The sequence below is a fragment of the Streptomyces sp. NPDC026417 genome (assembly GCF_055567695.1).
Genome location: NZ_JBVHPY010000013.1, coordinates 94,987 through 113,045 on the forward strand (window position 1 = coordinate 94,987; position 18,059 = coordinate 113,045).

General features: G+C 71.0%; 18 protein-coding genes. 4 read left to right on the forward strand and 14 right to left on the reverse strand.

All coding sequences use genetic code 11. From position 1 onward, the window contains the following. Nucleotides 1–181: 181 nt before the first annotated feature. Entirely contained in the window at nt 182–1,510 is a 1,329-nt protein-coding gene (locus ACZ4NT_RS21285; protein WP_121406573.1) for a class I SAM-dependent RNA methyltransferase, read from the reverse strand. A 98-nt stretch (nt 1,511–1,608) separates the two neighbouring features. After that, a complete protein-coding gene (locus ACZ4NT_RS21290) occupies nt 1,609–3,654 on the reverse strand; it encodes an APC family permease (protein WP_121406572.1) in 2,046 nt (681 codons plus the stop codon). A 379-nt stretch (nt 3,655–4,033) separates the two neighbouring features. Here ACZ4NT_RS21290 and ACZ4NT_RS21295 point away from each other — a divergent pair, with 379 nt between their 5' ends. Then, the gene (locus ACZ4NT_RS21295; protein ID WP_121406571.1) at nt 4,034–4,705 is read left to right on the forward strand and encodes a potassium channel family protein; all 672 of its coding nucleotides are present in this window, start codon (nt 4,034–4,036) and stop codon (nt 4,703–4,705) included. Next, a complete protein-coding gene (locus tag ACZ4NT_RS21300) occupies nt 4,705–5,382 on the forward strand; it encodes a potassium channel family protein (RefSeq protein ID WP_121406570.1) in 678 nt (225 codons plus the stop codon). Before ACZ4NT_RS21295 ends, ACZ4NT_RS21300 begins: the two co-directional genes overlap by 1 nt. A gap of 84 nt (nt 5,383–5,466) precedes the next feature. Here ACZ4NT_RS21300 and ACZ4NT_RS21305 read toward each other — a convergent pair whose 3' ends face one another. The 8 genes from ACZ4NT_RS21305 to ACZ4NT_RS21340 form a co-directional block, all read right to left on the reverse strand. Continuing rightward, nucleotides 5,467–6,183: a DUF3159 domain-containing protein gene (locus ACZ4NT_RS21305; protein WP_121406569.1), complete on the reverse strand. Its 717-nt coding sequence runs from the start codon at nt 6,181–6,183 to the stop codon at nt 5,467–5,469. Nucleotides 6,184–6,186: 3 nt separating this feature from the next. Continuing rightward, nucleotides 6,187–6,585 (reverse strand): OB-fold nucleic acid binding domain-containing protein, encoded by a 399-nt coding sequence (locus tag ACZ4NT_RS21310; protein WP_121406568.1) that lies wholly within the window; start codon nt 6,583–6,585, stop codon nt 6,187–6,189. A 46-nt stretch (nt 6,586–6,631) separates the two neighbouring features. Continuing rightward, a complete protein-coding gene (locus ACZ4NT_RS21315) occupies nt 6,632–7,348 on the reverse strand; it encodes a response regulator (protein ID WP_467726919.1) in 717 nt (238 codons plus the stop codon). Then, the gene (locus ACZ4NT_RS21320) at nt 7,336–9,888 is read right to left on the reverse strand and encodes a DUF4118 domain-containing protein (RefSeq protein WP_467726921.1); all 2,553 of its coding nucleotides are present in this window, start codon (nt 9,886–9,888) and stop codon (nt 7,336–7,338) included. The genes ACZ4NT_RS21315 and ACZ4NT_RS21320 overlap by 13 nt, the downstream gene beginning before the upstream one ends. A gap of 150 nt (nt 9,889–10,038) precedes the next feature. After that, nucleotides 10,039–11,259 (reverse strand): alginate lyase family protein, encoded by a 1,221-nt coding sequence (locus ACZ4NT_RS21325; protein ID WP_121406565.1) that lies wholly within the window; start codon nt 11,257–11,259, stop codon nt 10,039–10,041. 169 nt (nt 11,260–11,428) lie between these two features. Beyond that, nucleotides 11,429–12,190 (reverse strand): DUF3710 domain-containing protein, encoded by a 762-nt coding sequence (locus ACZ4NT_RS21330; protein WP_121406564.1) that lies wholly within the window; start codon nt 12,188–12,190, stop codon nt 11,429–11,431. A 1-nt stretch (nt 12,191) separates the two neighbouring features. Then, complete coding sequence (dut, locus tag ACZ4NT_RS21335) at nt 12,192–12,707, reverse strand: dUTP diphosphatase (protein ID WP_121406563.1); 516 nt, start codon at nt 12,705–12,707, stop codon at nt 12,192–12,194. After that, nucleotides 12,704–13,288, reverse strand: a complete 585-nt coding sequence (locus ACZ4NT_RS21340; RefSeq protein WP_121406562.1) for a PaaI family thioesterase — start codon at nt 13,286–13,288, stop codon at nt 12,704–12,706. Before ACZ4NT_RS21340 ends, dut begins: the two co-directional genes overlap by 4 nt. Nucleotides 13,289–13,346: 58 nt before the next feature. Here ACZ4NT_RS21340 and ACZ4NT_RS21345 point away from each other — a divergent pair, with 58 nt between their 5' ends. Beyond that, entirely contained in the window at nt 13,347–13,811 is a 465-nt protein-coding gene (locus ACZ4NT_RS21345) for a DUF3093 domain-containing protein (protein WP_467726924.1), read from the forward strand. Between the two features lie 60 nt (nt 13,812–13,871). Here the strand turns inward: ACZ4NT_RS21345 and ACZ4NT_RS21350 are convergent, their stop codons facing one another. From ACZ4NT_RS21350 to ACZ4NT_RS21365, 4 genes are all read right to left on the reverse strand, one after another. Continuing rightward, a complete protein-coding gene (locus ACZ4NT_RS21350; RefSeq protein WP_467726926.1) occupies nt 13,872–14,783 on the reverse strand; it encodes a hypothetical protein in 912 nt (303 codons plus the stop codon). A gap of 13 nt (nt 14,784–14,796) precedes the next feature. Further along, nucleotides 14,797–15,093: a DUF4193 domain-containing protein gene (locus tag ACZ4NT_RS21355; protein ID WP_005481602.1), complete on the reverse strand. Its 297-nt coding sequence runs from the start codon at nt 15,091–15,093 to the stop codon at nt 14,797–14,799. 393 nt (nt 15,094–15,486) lie between these two features. Further along, nucleotides 15,487–16,725, reverse strand: a complete 1,239-nt coding sequence (locus tag ACZ4NT_RS21360) for a sensor histidine kinase (RefSeq protein WP_121406559.1) — start codon at nt 16,723–16,725, stop codon at nt 15,487–15,489. A 5-nt stretch (nt 16,726–16,730) separates the two neighbouring features. Further along, complete coding sequence (locus ACZ4NT_RS21365) at nt 16,731–17,384, reverse strand: response regulator transcription factor (protein ID WP_055615445.1); 654 nt, start codon at nt 17,382–17,384, stop codon at nt 16,731–16,733. Nucleotides 17,385–17,808: 424 nt separating this feature from the next. On the opposite strand from ACZ4NT_RS21365, the gene ACZ4NT_RS21370 reads away from it, so the two are divergent. Continuing rightward, complete coding sequence (locus ACZ4NT_RS21370; RefSeq protein WP_183117053.1) at nt 17,809–17,982, forward strand: hypothetical protein; 174 nt, start codon at nt 17,809–17,811, stop codon at nt 17,980–17,982. The last annotated feature ends 77 nt before the right edge of the window (nt 17,983–18,059 follow it).

Here is an 18,059-nt window from a genome sequence, read left to right on the forward strand (position 1 = left end):
CGGATGGCGTCACACGTTCGAGACCAGGCTCGCGAACTCCCTTGCCGGCAAGGAGCCGGCAAGGAGGGTGTGCACCGCCGACCGCGCGGCCCGGCGGGCCGCCGTGCCGGAAGCGCTGCACCACGCGGGTCCGGAGCGGAAAGATGCCCACGCACGACCGGTGAGGAAACCAGCACGCAGGTCAGAGCCCCTTCGCCACCGGCTCCAGAATCGCCACGCACTCCACGTGATGCGTCATCGGGAACAGATCGAACGCCCGCAGCGTCCGCACCTTGTAGCCGCCGTCGCGGAAGTACGCCAGGTCGCGGGCGAGGGCCGCCGGGTCGCAGGCCACGTACGCGATCTTGCGTGCGTCCAGGGACACCAGGTGCTCCACCGTCTTCTTGCCCGCCCCCGCGCGCGGCGGGTCCAGGACGATCAGGTCGACCTCGGTGATCCCGGTGCGCGGGAGGACGCTCTCCACCTTGCCCTGCTCGATGCGGACGCGGTCGAACGCGGCGAGGTTGTGCCGGGCGTCCTCCACGGCACGCTTGCCGGACTCGATCCCGAGGACCGCGCCCTTGTCGCCGAGGCGGTCGGCGAGCGCGCCCGCGAACAGGCCCACCCCGCAGTACAGGTCGAGCGCCATGTCGCCCTTGCGCGGCAGCAGCCCCTGCATGACGGCCTTGACCAGGGTGTCGGCCGCCTTCGGGTGGACCTGCCAGAAGCCGCCGCTGCCGACCCGGTAGGTGCGGTCGTCGGCCCGCTCGCGGACGAAGGCGCGGCCGTGGACGCGGTGGATTCCGCCGTCGTGCTCCTCGACCCGCATCACGGACACGGGCCGGTCGAGCTCGACCAGGGGCAGCCGGGCGCCGGGCCGGGGTTCCAGGATCACCATGCGGTCCTGGGAGCCGGTCGCGGCGATCGCCTCGACGGAGGCCATCCCGGACCAGTCGCGCTGCTCGATGCCCAGCTCGCTCACGCCGTCCGCGGCGATCATGCAGTGCTCGATCGGCTCCACCTCGTGCGAACGGTGCCGGCGCAGTCCGGCGTTGCCGTCCGGGTCCACCGCGTACTGCACGCGCGTCCGCCACGAGGGCACCTCCCCGGCGGGCAGCTTGTCGCCCTCGGCGGGCATCACCGTGCCGTCCCAGCCGGCCTCCTCGGGCGTGAGACCCGCGAGCCGCTGCAACTGCTCGGCGACGACCTCGCCCTTCAGCCGCCGCTGCGCGCCCGGCTTCGCGTGCTGCCAGTCGCAGCCACCGCAGCGGCCGGGGCCCGCGTAGGGGCAGGGCGCCTCGACGCGGTCCTTGGACGCGTCCAGGATCGTGACGGCGTCCGCCCGCAGGAAACGCGCGCCCTCCTCGCCCTCGGTCACCCGGGCGACGACCTTCTCGCCGGGCAGCGCGTGCCGGACGAACAGGACCTGGCCCTCGGACGTACGGGCGATGCAGTGCCCGCCGTGGGCGACGGGGCCGATCTCGACCTCGTACTCCTCCCCCACCAACGACTTCTTCGGTTCTGCCTGCATGGCGGGGTGACTCCAGATGCGAAAGGGGAACGGCCGGACAACAGCCCACCAGTCTACGTGGACGTCACCCGGCCGCTCACCACGAGCCCGTCGGCCCGTCAGCCCTTCGAGGACTCCTTGTGCCGTTCCTCGGCGGGGCCGCGGCGCACCGCGCCCGGCGCGTTCCACTCCTGGCGCCTGCGGGCCCGCTTCTTGGCGGCCTCGGAGGACTCCAGCTGGTAGGGCACGGAGGTGACCATGACGCCCGGGGTGAACAGCAGCCGGCCCTTGAGGCGCAGGGCGCTCTGGTTGTGCAGCAGGTGCTCGTACCAGTGGCCGACCACGTACTCGGGGATGATCACGGAGACCGCGTCCCGCGGGGACTCGCGGCGCAGGCCCTTCACGTACTCGATGACGGGCCGGGTGATCTCGCGGTAGGGCGAGTCGAGGATCTTCAGCGGGACGGTGATGCCGCGTCGTTCCCACTCCTCGCGGAGGGTCTTGGTCTCCGCCGGGTCGACGTTGACGCTGAGCGCCTCCAGGGTGTCGGACCGCATCAGCTTGGCGTACGCGAGGGCGCGCAGCGTCGGCCGGTGGATCTTCGAGATCAGGACGACGGAGTGGACCCGGGACGGGCGGACGCTGTCGTCGGAGGGGCCCTCGGGCGCGGCGATCTCCTCGGCCACCCGGTCGTAGTGCTTACGGATGGCGCTCATCGTCGCGTAGAAGATCACCATGCCGAGCAGGGCGACCCAGGCGCCGTGCGTGAACTTGGTGACGAGGACGACGACCAGCACGAGTCCGGTGAAGAAGGCGCCGAAGGCGTTGATCGCCCGCGACTTGATCATGTGGCGGCGCTTGTCCTGGTCCCGCTCCTCGGCCAGGTGCCGGTTCCAGTGCCGCACCATGCCGGTCTGGCTGAGCGTGAAGGAGACGAAGACGCCGACGATGTAGAGCTGGATCAGCCGGGTCGAGTCGGCTCCGTAGATGACCACCAGGAGGATGGCCGCGCCCGCCAGGAGCACGATGCCGTTCGAGAAGGCGAGGCGGTCGCCGCGGGTGTGCAGCTGGCGCGGCAGATAGCGGTCCTGCGCGAGGATCGAGCCGAGCAGCGGGAAGCCGTTGTACGCGGTGTTGGCCGCGAGGAAGAGGACCAGCGCGGTGGCGGCGGCCAGGACGACGAAGAAGAAGCTGTCCTTGCCGAAGACGGCCTCGGCGACCTGCGAGATCACCGGGTTCTGCACATAGTCGGAACCCACCGCGACGCCGTTGTCGAGCAGGTCGACGGCCGGGTTCTCGGCCATGCGGACCTTGGTCACCATGGCCAGCGCGATGATTCCGCAGAACATGGTGACGGCGAGCAGACCCATCGCGGCGAGGGTGCTGGCGGCGTTCTTGGACTTGGGCTTGCGGAAGGCCGGGACGCCGTTGGAGATCGCCTCGACGCCGGTCAGCGCGGCACAGCCGGAGGAGAAGGCGCGCAGCAGCAGGAACACGAGGGCGAAGCCGGCGATCCCCTGGTGCTCGGCGACGATGTGGTAGTCGGCGGTCGGCGCCCGCATGGTGTCGTCCAGGACGAGCCCGCGGAACGCACCCCACGCGATCATGATGAAGACGCCCGCCACGAAGACGTACGTCGGGATCGCGAAGAGCTTGCCCGACTCCTTCACCCCGCGCAGGTTCATCAGGGTCAGCAGCACGATGACGGCGACCGCGCAGAACACCTTGTGCTCGACCACGAAGGGGACGGCGGAGCCGAGGTTCTCGATGCCGGAGGAGATGGACACGGCGACGGTGAGGACGTAGTCCACGAGCAGGGCACTGGCGACGGTGAGGCCCGCCCGGGGACCGAGGTTGGTGTTGGCCACCTCGTAGTCGCCGCCACCGCTGGGGTAGGCGTGCACGTTCTGGCGGTAGGACGCCACCACCGTGAACATGAGCACGACGACCGCGAGCGCGATCCACGGACTGAAGTGGTAGGCCGACACACCCGCGATGGACAGCACCAGGAGCACTTCCCCGGGTGCGTACGCCACGGAGGAGAGCGGGTCGGAGGCGAAGACGGGGAGTGCGATGCGCTTCGGCAGGAGAGTTTCTCCGAGCCGGTCACTGCGCAGTGCGCGCCCGATCAAGATCCGTTTGGGCACGTCGGTCAGTTTGGACACGCAGAGGATCGTAAGCGTTCGAACGGGCGGCCGCCCACCCGCCACCCGGCATCTGCTCTACGAGTGAAAACGCGGACCGTTCCCGCTGCGGATTCCGTGGTCGACGATATCCGCATGCCTATATGACAAAACCCCGTCCTTTGCCTGCTTCTGGAGGTTCCATGCACACGACCGCGGAGCTCATCGGAGCCGCCGCCGGCCTGGTCGGCCTCGGAATCCTGACACTTGTGAGTGTGCGCAGCATCAGCCGCCGCTGAGGAGGAAAACCGCAGGCGACGTGCACAGGGGTGCCCTCCGCGTACCGCGCGTGTGTAGCTTGGGCGGCGGTCTGAGACCCTGTTCCACCTGAGCCGTGACCATTGACATCGGAAGGACGGTCGTGCACATCGTCATCATGGGCTGCGGAAGAGTGGGATCCGCTCTTGCCCAGACCCTGGAGCAACAGGGGCACACGGTCGCCGTGATCGACCAGGACCCCACCGCCTTCCGACGACTGGGCTCCGGGTTCGGCGGACGCCGTGTCACCGGAGTCGGCTTCGATCAGGACACCCTGCGCGAAGCGGGCATCGAGGAGGCCGGCGCCTTCGCCGCCGTCTCCAGCGGTGACAACTCGAACATCATCGCCGCCCGGGTGGCCCGCGAGATGTTCGGCATCGAGAACGTCGCGGCCCGTATCTACGACCCCCGCCGCGCCGAGGTCTACCAGCGCCTCGGCATCCCGACCGTCGCCACGGTCCGCTGGACCGCCGACCAGATGCTGCGCCGGCTGCTGCCCTCGGGCTCCGAGCCGCTGTGGCGCGACCCCACGGGCGGGGTACAGCTCGCCGAGGTGCACGCCTCCGCCGCCTGGGTGGGCCACAAGATCAGCCGGCTGCAGGACGAGACCGGCGTGCGCGTCGCCTTCCTCACCCGGCTCGGCGAGGCGATGCTGCCGTCCTCGCAGACGGTGCTGCAGGAGGGCGACCTGGTGCACGTGATGATGCGCGCGGACGACGTCGAGAAGGTCGAGGCGGCGTTCGCCGAGGGCCCTGAAGAGGAGACCGGTCACTGATGAGGGTCGCCATTGCCGGTGCCGGAGCCGTGGGCCGCTCGATCGCGGGCGAGCTCCTGGAGAACGGTCACGAGGTCCTGCTGATCGACAAGGCTCCGACCGCCATCTCGGTCGAGCGCGTCCCGCAGGCGGAGTGGCTGCTCGCCGACGCCTGCGAGATCACCTCCCTGGACGAGGCGGCGCTCCAGCGCTGCAACGTGGTCATCGCGGCCACGGGCGACGACAAGGTCAACCTGGTCGTCTCCCTCCTCGCGAAGACCGAGTACGGCGTCCCGCGGGTCGTCGCCCGCGTCAACAACCCGAAGAACGAGTGGCTGTTCAACGAGTCGTGGGGCGTCGACGTCGCCGTCTCCACGCCGCGTCTGATGTCGGCGCTCGTCGAGGAGGCCGTCAGCGTCGGCGACCTGGTCCGTCTGCTGCGCTTCAGCCACGGCGACGCCAACCTCGTGGAGCTGACGCTGCCGCCGGAGTCCGCCCTGGCCGGTACGCAGGTCGGCGACGTCGAGTGGCCCGAGGACACCTCGCTGGTCACGATCATCCGCGGCACCCGCGTCCTGACCCCCTCCCGGGAGGACTCCCTGGAGGCGGGCGACGAACTCCTCTTCGTGGCCGCGCAGGCCCGTGAGGAGCAGCTGGAGGACCTGCTGTCGGTGCGCCGCGAGGACGCGACGAGCTGACGCACAGGGGTACGACGAAGGGGGCGCCCGGATTTCTCCGGGCGCCCCCTTCATGCTGCCGATGCGGTGATCCGGGCCGGGGTTCTACTCGGCGGAACGGGCGGCGGTCTTCGCGTGCTCCGCTCGCTCCGCCGCCTCCATCTCCGCGAAGACGTCGATCGGTGCGGGCGCCTTCGCCAGGAAGACCCAGGTGAGCCAGACGGCGAGCAGGAAGGGCGGGATCTTCAGCGCGACCAGGACCCAGCCGAGCTGCGTGGTGTCGGCCCACCAGTAGAGCGGGAAGAGCACCGCGCACTTGGCGAGCAGGATCAGGCCCCAGGCCCAACTGGCCTTCGCGTACGCCTTCTTGCGGCCGGGGTTGCGGGTGCGCCAGGAGAGGTTCTCCTTGAAGACCGGGCCGAGGATCAGGCCGATCAGCGGGACGCCGCACAGGGTCGTCACGATGTAGGCCAGCGCCAGGCCGAGCGTGTAGAGCATGCCCGGCAGGTAGAAGTCCTTGGCGTTGCCGGTCATCATCGCGAAGACCACGCCGAACGCGACGCCGAAGACGCCGCTGAAGGCGTGCTTGACGGTGTCCTTGGTGACCAGGCGGACCACGACGAGCAGCAGGGACACGGCGAGGGCGGCGATCGCCGACCAGTGCAGGTCCTTGGTGAGCGTGAAGATGGTGACGAAGAGGAGGCCGGGCAGGACCGTCTCGACCATGCCCCGCACGCCGCCGAACGCCTCGAAGAGAGCGGCCTCGGTCACCGCCCTGGAATCCTGCTGGGCGTCTTCGGTCGGCTTGTCGAGCGACGTCACCGGCTACTCCCGTCCGAGCGGTCTGAGTTCGTACTTCGGGTTGAACAGCACCCTACGGCCCCGGCTCATGGAGACCCGGCCGGATGCGATGAGTTTGCGGCCCGGTTCTATGCCCACGATGGAACGCCGGCCGAGCCACACCACGTCCAGGGGGGCCGAGCCGTCGAACAGCTCCGCCTCCAGGGCCGGGACTCCCGCCCGCGGCCGCAGCGTGACCGTGCGCAAGGTACCAGTTACCGTGACGATCTGTCGGTCCTGGCAGTCGCCGATGCGCGTACATCCGGTGGTGTCGGTGTCCTCCCGCAGCTCCTCCGACTCCAGGTCCTCCTGGGAGGAGGAGAGCCGGTCGAGCATGCGCCGGAACCGGCCCACCGGCTTTTCGGAACGAGGAACAGCACTCATACCGAAAGCGTACCGGGGGGCGCCGACAGCTACGTACCCGCACAGGTCAGCGTTCGAACCGGTAGCCCATGCCGGGTTCCGTGACGAAGTGGCGCGGGTGCGCGGGGTCCGCCTCCAGCTTCCGCCGCAGCTGGGCCATGTAGACCCGCAGGTAGTTCGTCTCGGTGCCGTAGGACGGCCCCCACACCTCCTGGAGCAGCTGCTTCTGTCCGACCAGGCGGCCCGGGTGGCGCACCAGCACCTCCAGCAGATGCCACTCGGTGGGGGTCAGCCGCACGTCGCCGCCGTCGCGGCGGACCTTCTTGGCCGCGAGGTCGACGGTGAAGGTGTCCGTCTCGACGACCACGTCCTCCTCGCCCGCGCCGGCCGGCTCGGCCCGGCGGACCGCGGCCCGCAGCCGGGCCAGCAGCTCGTCCATGCCGAACGGCTTGGTGACGTAGTCGTCGGCGCCCGCGTCGAGGGCCTCGACCTTCTCGTCCGAGGAGTGCCGGGCGGAGAGCACGAGGATCGGCACGCGCGTCCAGCCGCGCAGGCCCCTGATGACGTCGACACCGTCCATGTCGGGCAGCCCGAGGTCGAGCACCACGACGTCCGGGGGCCGGGCCGCGGCCAGCCGCAGGGCGGTGGCGCCGTCGGGGGCCGCCTCCACGTCGTACCTGCGCGCCCTGAGGTTGATCACGAGGGCGCGGGTGATCTGCGGCTCGTCGTCGACCACGAGCACCCTCGTGGGGGTCCGGGCGTCCGCCCCGGTCAGGCGCCGCATGGGGCCCGCCTTTCGTCCGTCTCGGTGGCCGGGCCGGACCGGCGGTCCGCGGCCCGGAGGGTGAGCACCATGGTGAGGCCGCCACCCGGGGTGTCCTCGGCCTCCAGGGCGCCGCCGACGGCCTCGGCGAAGCCCCGGGCGACCGCCAGGCCGAGTCCCACGCCGGTGCCGCGTGGGGCGTCGCCGTAGCGCTGGAAGGGCGCGAAGATCCGGTCCTTGGCCTCGTCCGGGACGCCCGGGCCGCGGTCCACGACGCGCAGCTCGACCCGGTCCGCGAGGGCGCTGGCGGAGACCAGGACGGGTTCGCCGGGAGGGCTGTACTTGACGGCGTTCTCGACGAGGTTGGCGACCGAGCGTTCCAGCAGGCCGGCGTCGACGGCGACCATCGGCAGCGTTTCGGGGATCTCCAGCGCCACGCTGTCCTCGGGTACACCTCCGAGTGCCATCGGCACCACTTCGTCGAGGTCGGTCTCGCGGATCAGCGGGGTGACGGTGCCGGTCTGGAGGCGGGACATGTCGAGCAGGTTTCCCACCAGGTGGTCGAGCCGGTCGGCGCCGTCCTCGATGCCCTCCAGCAGGTCCGCCCGGTCCTGCTCCGACCAGTCCACCTCGTCGGAGCGCAGCGAGGAGACCGACGCCTTGATGCCGGCGAGCGGGGTGCGCAGGTCGTGGCTGACGGCCGCCAGCAGGGCCGTGCGGATGCGGTTGCCCTCCGCGAGCGCGCGGGCCCGGCCGGCCTCGGTCTGCAGCCGCCGGCGGTCCAGGACCACGGCGGCCTGGGCGGCGAAGGCCGCGAGCACCCGCCGGTCCTCGGCGGGCAGGACCCGTCCGGAGAGGGCGAGCGCCAGGTGGGCGCTCACGGGGACGTCCACGTCCGCGTCCTCGGGCCGCCGCGGCGGGCGGGGACCTGAGCTGCCGGCGCTGGTCCACGGGTCGACGTCGCTGTTCCGCTCCAGCAGCGCCGCCGATTCCATCCCGAAGGTCTCCCTGACCCGCTCCAGCAGTGCCTCCAGGCTGGTCCCGCCGCGCAGCACGCTGCCGGCGAGGAAGGACAGGATCTCCGACTCGGCGCGCAGCCGGGCCGCCTGCTGGGTCCGCCGGGCCGCCAGGTCGACCACCGAGGCCACCGAGACGGCGACCCCGAAGAAGACCGCGATCGCCAGGATGTTCTTGGGGTCGGAGACGGTGAGGCGGTGCAGCGGCGGGGCGAAGTAGTAGTTCAGCAGCAGGGAGCCGAGGGCCGCCGAGGCGAGCGCCGGGAGGAGCCCGCCGAGCAGCGCGGCGGCCACCGTGAACGACAGGAACAGCAGCATGTCGTTGGCGATGCCGAGATCGGTGTCGGTGTGGGTGAGCGCCAGCGTCAGCAGGGCCGGTCCCGCCGTGCCCACCAGCCAGCCCCCGATGATCCGGGAGCGGCCGAGCCGTGCGCCCCGGGCGACCGGGAGGCCGCGCCCCTTCGCCGCCTCCTCGTGGGTGACGATGTGCACGTCGAGGTCGGGGCCGGACTCGCGGGCGACCGTGGCGCCGACGCCGGGCCCGAAGGCGTACTGCCAGGCCTTGCGGCGGGAGGAGCCGAGCACGATCTGGGTGGCGTTGGCGCCCCGGGCGAAGGCCAGCAGGGCGGCCGGGGCGTCGTCGCCGACGACGTGGTGGAAGGTGCCGCCGAGGTCCTCCACGAGGATGCGCTGGACGGCCAGCTCCTTGGGTGAGGCCGAAGTCAGTCCGTCGCTGCGGGCGATGTGGACGGCGAGCACCTCGCCGCCCGCGCCCTTCTCCGCGAGGCGGGCCGCCCGGCGGATCAGCGTCCGCCCCTCCGGTCCGCCGGTCAGTCCGACCACGATCCGCTCGCGCGAACCCCAGATCGCCGAGACCCGGTGTTCGCGGCGGTACTCGGTCAGCCGCGCGTCGACCCGGTCCGCGACCCACAGCAGCGCCAGTTCGCGCAGTGCGGTCAGGTTGCCCGGGCGGAAGTGGCGCGACAGGGCGGCGTCGATCTTCTCAGGCCGGTAGACGTTGCCGTGCGCCATCCGGCGGCGCAGGGCTTCCGGGGACATGTCGACCAGTTCGATCTCGTCGGCCCGGCGCACGACTTCGTCCGGGACGGTCTCGCGCTGCCGCACCCCGGTGATCGACTCGACGACGTCGCCGAGCGACTCCAGGTGCTGGATGTTGACGGTGGAGACGACGTCGATGCCGGCCGCCAGCAGTTCCTCGACGTCCTGCCAGCGCTTGACGTTGCGCGAGCCGGGGACGTTCGTGTGGGCCAGCTCGTCGACCAGGGCGACGGCCGGGGCGCGCTCCAGGACGGCGTCCACGTCCATCTCGGTGAACCGGGCGCCCCGGTGGTCGAGCTCTCGGCGCGGGACCCGGTCCAGGCCGTGGAGCAGGGTCTCGGTGCGCGGCCGGCCGTGGTGTTCGACGAACGCGACGACGCAGTCGGTGCCCCGCCCGGTCCGGCGGTGCGCCTCGGACAGCATGGCGTACGTCTTGCCGACGCCCGGTGCCGCACCGAGGTATATCCGAAGCTTGCCGCGTCCCATGGCCCCATTGTCTTCCCGTGCCGGCGAAGTCCGCCGTGTCGACCCTACGGCCGCCGGACCGGGCAAAAGGGGCGCGGGGCCGGGTGACGGAGGTCCTTGACGCAACCCTGACGGCCGGGCGCACCGGTGCCCGGCCGTCAGGGGCCGGGATCAGTTCGGGTTGTCCCCGTGGGTGAGCGTCTCCCAGGCCGCGAAGAGGTTGTTGCTGCCCGCCGGGCGGTTCTGCCGGGTGAGCGCCTCGGTGTTGGTCATCGCGTGGCCGAGGCGGTTGTGCAGGGCGTTGTACCCGACCTCGGTGACCGGTCCGAGTCCCAGGTGGAGGGCGCCCCCGCACAGCCAGCTCGGCGCCGCCTCGCCCAGCTGGTACCTGGACTGGAAGCCGAGCGCCTGCCGCAGCCGCTCGCCCACGTCCGTGGAGTAGAGGTCCGTGCCCTGGATGCGGCTGGTCTCGGCGACGTGCGAGATGGCGGAGATGCCGTAGCCGGTGTGTGTGAAGTCGCGGCAGGTCTCCTGGGTGAGGCCGGTGACGAAGGTGGACTGACCCTGCCAGTAGTTGACGATCTTCGCCGTGGTGTCGAGGTTCTGGCTCGGCACCGTCTTCGGCACGGAGCCGTCGGAGGCCAGGTAGACGTACGCGGCGGTGCGCGTGCGGAACTTCGCCATGGCCTTGTCGTACGACGTCCTGTCCTCGAGGAAGACGGAGATGCCGACGGCGGCCTCCATCATCGACAGCTCCCAGTTGCCGTTGGAGTTGGAGCCGTTGATGATCTCGGGCAGGTAGACGGTGCGGAGCATGGTCGCGAAGCGGCCCGAGTCGGCCCAGGTCCCCGTGTACGTGTACTTGATGATCTCGGCGGCCCGCGGCCAGGTGGAGCCGGCCCAGCCGGTCTGCAGCGGCGCGTTGCTGTTGGTGTGGTCCTTGATCGTGGCCGACCAGGCGTCCATCAGCTCGATGGCCTTCTTCGCGTACCGCTCGTCACGGGTGATGTACCAGGCGAGGGCGTCCGTGTACGCCGCGATGGCGTCCTCGCGCTCGTCGGTGCAGCCGTAGTTGGGGTTGGAGTACGAGCCGCACTCGACGGTGGCACGGGGCTTGGGGGTGCGGGACAGCGCGGCGTACTTGCTCGCCATCATCTGGTCGTAGGCACCCTTCCAGGGCTGGGCGCCCGCGTTGACCTGGCTGCGCGCGAAGTCCAACTGCCCCTTGGAGACGGTCACTCCGGGGTGCGCGAAGGTCACCGGGGCGGCCTCGGCCCGATGCGCGGCGGGCCAGGCGAGGAATCCGGCGACCAGGGCGGTGGTCACGGCGGTGACGGTGGCGAGCAGGGCCGGGCGCCGCCTGCGCCGGTGAGTGGCGGGGGTCTCGGGCATGTGGGGGGCCATCCGTTCTCGTATGTGAACGATGAGCGCGTCTTTGAACGCGACTGATGGCCGGGACCCTAGGTATGGACCAACTCCCCGTCAAGAGGCCGGACATGAGAAAAGGCCGCACCCCCACAGGGATGCGGCCCGTTCACCTACGGACGCGTGTGCGCCGCGGTCAGCGCACCTCGGTGATCTCCGGTCCGCGCTGCAGCTGGCCCATGCCGCCGGAGAAGCGGGAACCGGCCTGGTCCTCCTGCTGGACTCCCTCGGGAACCATCTGCGCGTCGTTCGGCAGCTTCAGGACGATGGGGTCGCGCGGGGCCATCGGGCCCTCGCCGCGGACGACCACCGTGTCCCGGAAGATCTGCTCCAGCAGACCCGCGGCCTGCGGCTGCACCGCCCCCTGCCCGGAGATCACTCCGCGCAGGAACCAGCGGGGGCCGTCCACACCGACGAACCGGACGACCTGGAAACCGCCCGTGCCGTCGGGCAGCTGCACCGGCACCTGCGCCCGCAGCTCCCAGCCCAGCGGCCCCTCGACCTCGTCGATGACACCACCCTGCTGCGTGATGCCCGAGGCGATCTCCTCGCGGACCTCGCCCCAGATGCCCTCGCGCTTGGGGGCGGCGAAGGCCTGCAACTGGATCGCGCTGTCCTTGAGGACGACGGTGGCCGCGACGATCGCGTCGCCCGCGACCTCGACGCGCAGTTCCATGCCGTCGACTCCGGGCACGAAGAGACCACCGAGGTCCACCCGGCCCTCGGCCGGGTCCCGCACCTCAGAGTCGTCCCAGGGCCCGTCGGGGCGCGGTTCCGGCTCCAGCCTCACGCGCTCCCGCTCCGTTTCGTCCGCCTCGGTGTCGGCGACGTCGACGACCTGCTCGGCCTCGCCCGCCGCGTCCTCGGCGGCACTGCCCTTCTTGCGACGTCCGAACACGTCACTGTCCTTCCCGGTCGGATACGACCGAAGCGTATCGATTCCCACCCGCCCCGCCGCCCACGGCGGCATGACCGCCGGTGGACCCGAAGCCCCCTGCGGCCCGCTCCGAGTCGGGAAGCTCCGCGACCTCGTGGAAGCGGACCTTCTCGACCTGCTGGACGACCAGTTGGGCAATCCGGTCGAAGCGCTCGAACCGCACGGACTCGTGCGGGTCGAGATTCACCACGATCACCTTGATCTCCCCACGGTACCCGGCATCCACCGTCCCCGGGGCATTCACGAGGGCGACACCGCAGCGGGCGGCGAGGCCGGAACGCGGGTGCACGAAAGCCGCGTACCCCTCCGGGAGCGCGACAGACACCCCCGTGGGGAGAACGGCTCGCTCGCCCGGCTTCAGTTCGCGCTCCTCGGTCGTCCGCAGGTCCGCTCCGGCGTCACCGGGGTGCGCGTAGGCGGGCAGCGGTACATCCGGGTCCACGCGCCGGATCAGCACGTCCACGGGGTCACGGCTCACGGGTTCACCTCGAAGGCGCGGGTACGCCGGATCTGGTCCGGGTCGTCCATGGCGGCCCGGATCTCCTCGGGCCGGCCGTTGTCGATGAAGTGGTCGACCTTCACCTCGATGAAGAGGGCGTCCGCCCGGACGGCGACGGGCCCCTCGGGGCCGCCGATGCGTCCGGTGGCGGTCGAGTAGATCTTGCGCCCGGCGACGGCGACGACCTCGGCCTCCAGGTGCAGCACGGTGCCCACGGGCACGGGCCGCACGAAGTCGGTCTCCAGCCGGCCGGTGACCGCGATGGTGCGCAGCAGCCAGTTCAGCGAACCGAGCGTCTCGTCCAGCGCGGTGGCCAGCACGCCGCCGTGGGCGAGGCCCGGGGCGCCCTGATGGGCGGGGCGCACGGTGAACTCCGCCGTGATCCGCACCCCCTCCCCCGCGCGGGCTTCGAGGTGCAGCCCGTGGGCCTGCCCCTCACCGCACCCGAAACACTGTCCGTAGTGCGCGCCGAGGAGCACCCCCGGGGCGGGCGCGTCGGGGTGCCGCACCGGCGCGACGGCGTCGGCCGGGGGCTTCAGAGCTGCGGAAGTACCACTCACAGGCGCAGACCTTACCCGCGCGTCGGCCGACCGCCGACACCGTGCCAAGCTTGGTTTCATGCAGCTCTCCGCCTCGCCGTACGAAGAACGCCTCACCGCACCCCGCAGCTGGTGGCTGATCTGCCTGCTGGTGGGGATCGCGGCGGCCCTGATCCTGCTCCCCTTCGGCACGCTGCCGCTGCTCGGCGGGCTGGTCGGCGGCACCGCGGTCTCGGCGGTCGTGGCGAGCTCGTACGGCTCGGTCCGCATCCGCGTGGTGGGCGACTCCCTGATCGCGGGCGAAGCGAGGATCCCGGTGGCGGCGCTCGGTGCGGCCGAGGTCCTGGACCCGGAGGAGACCCGGGCCTGGCGCACCTACAAGGCGGACACCCGCGCCTTCATGCTGCTGCGGGCGTACATCCCGAGGGCCCTGCGCGTGGAGGTCACCGACCCCGAGGACCCGACGCCGTACCTGTACCTGTCGACGCGGGAGCCGGAGCGCCTTGCGGCGGCGCTGGAAGCGGCACGGACGGCGGCCCGGTAGGACCCGGCCGCCGGCCTCCCCGCGGGCGCACATGCACCCGAACGGGTCTGCCTGCGCGGCTCAGGGGCCCAGCTCCTTGGTGATCTTCTCGGGGCTCAGCGGATCCGCGGGCTGCTCCAGCGGCGGAAGCTCCGGCAGCGCGTCCCACGGCACCTGCGCCTTGCGCAGATCCTTGCGGATGCGCTCCGCGACGCGTCTGGTGTCGCGGCGGTTCATGACCGCTCCGACCGCGGCTCCCACCATGAAGGGCAGCAGGTTCGGCAGGTCGCGGACCATGCGCTTCATGATCTGCTGGCGCAGCTCGCGCTTCATCCGGCCGCCCAGCGCGTCGTTGACCGTCGACGGTTTGGTCACGTCGATCCCGCGCTCCCCGGACCAGGAGTTCAGATACGCGGTGCTGCGCTGCTTCAGGTTCCCCGGCGGCCGTACGCCGTAGACCTCGTGCAGCTCGGCGATCATCTTCAGCTCGATCGCGGCGACGCCGGTGATCTCGGCGGCGATCTCGGTGGGCATGGCGGGCGGCACGGGCAGCATGGCGGCCGCTCCGATGCCCGCTCCCACGGTGGACGTCGCGGCGGCGGCGCCGGCGACGATCTTGTCCGCGAGCTGCTCGGGCCCGAGGCCCGGGAACTGCTTGCGGAGGGTCGCGAGGTCCCGGACGGGAACGCGCGGGGCGATGTCGATGATGCGGTCGGCGAGATAGGCCAGGGCCGCCCTGGCCCGGCTGCCGCCCTTGCGGACGCCTTCCTTCACTCCGTCCCGGACGACCGCGGCGCGGCGCCTGGCGGCGGGCGCAGGGGTCTCCACGGGGGTCGGCAGTCCGTCGGTGGCGGGCGCCGGTTCGAGCGAGGCTGATCCTGATGCGGAAGAGCCTCGCCCGTCGTCACGCGCGCCTTCAGAGCCGCTGGACGGCCCGTCGGCCGCTTCCGTCCTGTGGAAGCGGCGCTTCCAAGGTGGGGTCGAGCCAGTCACGGCCGACCCTGCCTCAGTCGCAGTCGCGGCAGATCGGCTGACCGTTCTTCTCGCGGGCCAGCTGACTGCGGTGGTGCACCAGGAAGCAGCTCATGCAGGTGAACTCGTCCTGCTGCTTGGGCAGAACCCGGACGGCCAGCTCTTCGTTCGAGAGGTCCGCGCCGGGCAGTTCCAGGCCTTCGGCGGCCTCGAACTCGTCGACGTCCACTGCGGAGGTCGACTTGTCGTTCCTCCTGGCCTTCAGTTCTTCAAGACTGTCCGAGTCGACGTCGTCGTCGGTCTTGCGTGGGGTGTCGTAATCCGTTGCCATGTCGCTCTCCCCCTCTGGGTGTCTGCGGTGTCTCCAGCGCACGTAACGCGTGAGAGGCCGGACTTGTGCCCGACCCGAGGCGGAGATTTTGCCTCACATCAAGGTCTGTTACTCAATCGACACCCAACCGGACTCCTCAGGAGTGATCGGCTTGGATGGCGATGGGGACCGTACACGGTCCGAATGTCGCACTTCAAAGCGGTCTCACCGTGTACTTCCCGTGATCAAGACCCTCGAAAACCCGGATTTTCCCGGCTTTCCGGCAGCCTCCATGATCACGGAGAGTATATGGCCAGAAAATCGTGCTTGTGATCGATCACACACGGGTCTCCCGGACGGGTGACCCGAAAATTCCGCGCAAAGCGAACATCGACGGTTGTCGGCGACATGATCTCAGATCGGCAGGGTGACCCGCATCACGAGACCACCTCCCTCGCGTGGCTCCGCGAAGATGTGCCCGCCGTGCGCGCGGGCCACGGACCGCGCGATGGACAGGCCGAGTCCGACGCCCTTGTCGCTGCCCGTGCGCTCCGTGCGCAGCCGCCGGAAGGGCTCGAAGAGGTTGTCGATCTCGTAGGCCGGCACCACGGGCCCCGTGTTCGTGACGACCAGGACCGCGCGGCCGTGCTGGACCTCGGTGGTGACCTCGACCCAGCCGTCCTCCGCCACGTTGTACCGCACGGCGTTCTGGATCAGGTTCAGGGCGATCCGCTCCAGCAGGACGCCGTTGCCCTGGACGACCGCGGGCGCGCGCTCGCCGCGGATCTCCACGCCCTTGGCCTCCGCCTCGGCCCGCACCTGGTCGGTGGCCTGCGAGGCGACCTCCGCCAGGTTCACCGGCTTGCGCTCGACGATCTGGTTGTCGCTGCGGGCGAGCAGCAGCAGACCCTCCACCAGGAGCTCGCTGCGCTCGTTGGTCGCCAGCAGGGTCTTGCCGAGCTGCTGCAGCTCCACGGGCGCGCCCGGGTCGGACAGGTGCACCTCCAGCAGCGTGCGGTTGATCGCCAGGGGCGTCCGCAGCTCGTGCGAGGCGTTGCCGACGAACCGCTGCTGCGCCGTGAAGGCCCGCTGCAGCCGCTCCAGCATGTCGTCGAAGGTGTCGGCCAGCTCCTTCAGCTCGTCGTCCGGGCCGTCCAGCTCGATGCGCCGGGACAGGTCCGAGCCGGCCACGGCGCGGGCGGTACGGGTGATCCGGCCGAGCGGCGAGAGGACCCGGCCCGCCATGGCGTAGCCGAAGGCGAAGGCGATCACGGCGAGGCCGAGGAGCGCGAGCAGCGAGCGGCTGAGCAGACCGTCGAGCGCGTGCTGGCGCTGGGCGGCGTTGCACTGCTTGAGAATGTCGTTCAGCTGGCCGTTGGTGTCCACCGCGTCCAGCTGCGGGCAGGTGGTGCTGGTGATGTCGATGTTGGTGCCGGTGACCTGGAAGGACTGGCCGCTGCCCTCGTGCAGCGCCTGCGCGGCCAGCAGGTAGATGATCGACAGCAGCAGGATCCCGGCGATCAGGAACATCCCGCCGTACAGCAGCGTGAGCCTTATCCGGATCGTCGGGCGCAGCCACGGGAACGGCGCCTGCGGCTTCCTCGGGTCCCAGGTGGGCTTGGGGGGCGCCGTCGGGGGCGCGGGAGCGGCCACGGGGGTCAGATCCGGTAACCGGAGCCGGGCACGGTGACGATCACCGGGGGCTCGCCGAGCTTGCGGCGCAGGGTCATCACGGTCACGCGGACGACGTTGGTGAACGGGTCCGTGTTCTCGTCCCAGGCCTTCTCCAGGAGCTGCTCGGCGGAGACAACCGCGCCCTCGCTGCGCAGCAGCACCTCCAGGACGGCGAACTCCTTGGGCGCGAGCTGGACCTCCTTGCCGTCGCGGAAGACCTCGCGGCGGTTCGGGTCCAGCTTGATGCCGGCCCGCTCCAGGACGGGCGGCAGCGGCATGCTCGTACGCCGTCCGAGCGCCCGCACGCGCGCGGTGAGCTCGCTGAACGCGAACGGCTTGGGGAGGTAGTCGTCGGCGCCGATCTCCAGGCCCTCGACGCGGTCGCTCACGTCACCGGAGGCCGTGAGCATCAGCACGCGTGTGGGCATGCCGAGTTCGACGATCTTGCGGCAGACGTCGTCGCCGTGGACGAGCGGGAGGTCGCGGTCGAGGACCACCACGTCGTAGTCGTTGACGCCGATGCGCTCCAGGGCGGCCGCGCCGTCGTACACGACGTCGACGGCCATGGCCTCCCGGCGCAGTCCGGTGGCCACCGCATCGGCGAGCAGCTGCTCGTCCTCGACGACGAGTACGCGCACGTCGCTTGTCCTTCCTCTGTCCACCCGCGCAGCGCCGATCGGGCGCCCGCGGGCAGGGTCTGACGGGGGTCCCCCCGCTCGAACGCAGCCGAGATGGGGGGCTGAGGCATCCATCCTGCCCTTTTCGGCCATAAGTCGGCTGTAAGGCGGGTGCGGGGCCCGGGGATGCGGGATTTTCTCGTGCGGTTCAGGTTTCCGCGGAAGAAAGCGGGGGGAGGACGGCTTTACACCCCGCGATCACGCTCTGCTTGTGGCACGCCACCTCGTGGTTGTCCAACCGCTTCCGCAGAGCGGGCGTGGGTGTCCGGCACCGTCGCCGCCCGGCCCTGGGTAGCGCTGGGCACCCATCCGGAGACGTGATCGCCCCTTCCGAACGGCACACCCCCGTGCCACCGACCCACGACCCAGGACGAGGGGGCGCAGCATGGACGCATTCACCGCAGGACTTCTTCAGCGCATACAGGCGACCGAGTCCGACCTGACGCGGGCTCGCGAGACAGGCGACGACTTCCTCGTGGAGGTCGAGCAGGGAGAGCTGGACGACCTGCGCCGCCTGGCGGCCGAGCACGGCGTGCAGGTCGGCGCCGCGCACGTCTGAATCCTTTCGTACGAGAGCGGGGCCCCGGCATCGATCCAGTGCCGGGGCCCCGCTTCGTGTGCGGCGCCGTCCGCCGG

Excerpts from the sequence above, each read along its gene's own strand:
- ACZ4NT_RS21370 (WP_183117053.1), top strand. The coding sequence starts at position 17,809 with ATGGACGCATTCACCGCAGGACTTCTTCAGCGCATACAGGCGACCGAG.
- ACZ4NT_RS21310 (WP_121406568.1), bottom strand. The coding sequence starts at position 6,585 with ATGAGTGCTGTTCCTCGTTCCGAAAAGCCGGTGGGCCGGTTCCGGCGC.
- ACZ4NT_RS21300 (WP_121406570.1), top strand. The coding sequence starts at position 4,705 with ATGAGGGTCGCCATTGCCGGTGCCGGAGCCGTGGGCCGCTCGATCGCG.
- ACZ4NT_RS21355 (WP_005481602.1), bottom strand. The coding sequence starts at position 15,093 with ATGGCAACGGATTACGACACCCCACGCAAGACCGACGACGACGTCGAC.
- ACZ4NT_RS21320 (WP_467726921.1), bottom strand. The coding sequence starts at position 9,888 with ATGGGACGCGGCAAGCTTCGGATATACCTCGGTGCGGCACCGGGCGTC.
- ACZ4NT_RS21285 (WP_121406573.1), bottom strand. The coding sequence starts at position 1,510 with ATGCAGGCAGAACCGAAGAAGTCGTTGGTGGGGGAGGAGTACGAGGTC.
- ACZ4NT_RS21325 (WP_121406565.1), bottom strand. The coding sequence starts at position 11,259 with ATGCCCGAGACCCCCGCCACTCACCGGCGCAGGCGGCGCCCGGCCCTG.
- ACZ4NT_RS21315 (WP_467726919.1), bottom strand. The coding sequence starts at position 7,348 with ATGCGGCGCCTGACCGGGGCGGACGCCCGGACCCCCACGAGGGTGCTC.
- ACZ4NT_RS21345 (WP_467726924.1), top strand. The coding sequence starts at position 13,347 with ATGCAGCTCTCCGCCTCGCCGTACGAAGAACGCCTCACCGCACCCCGC.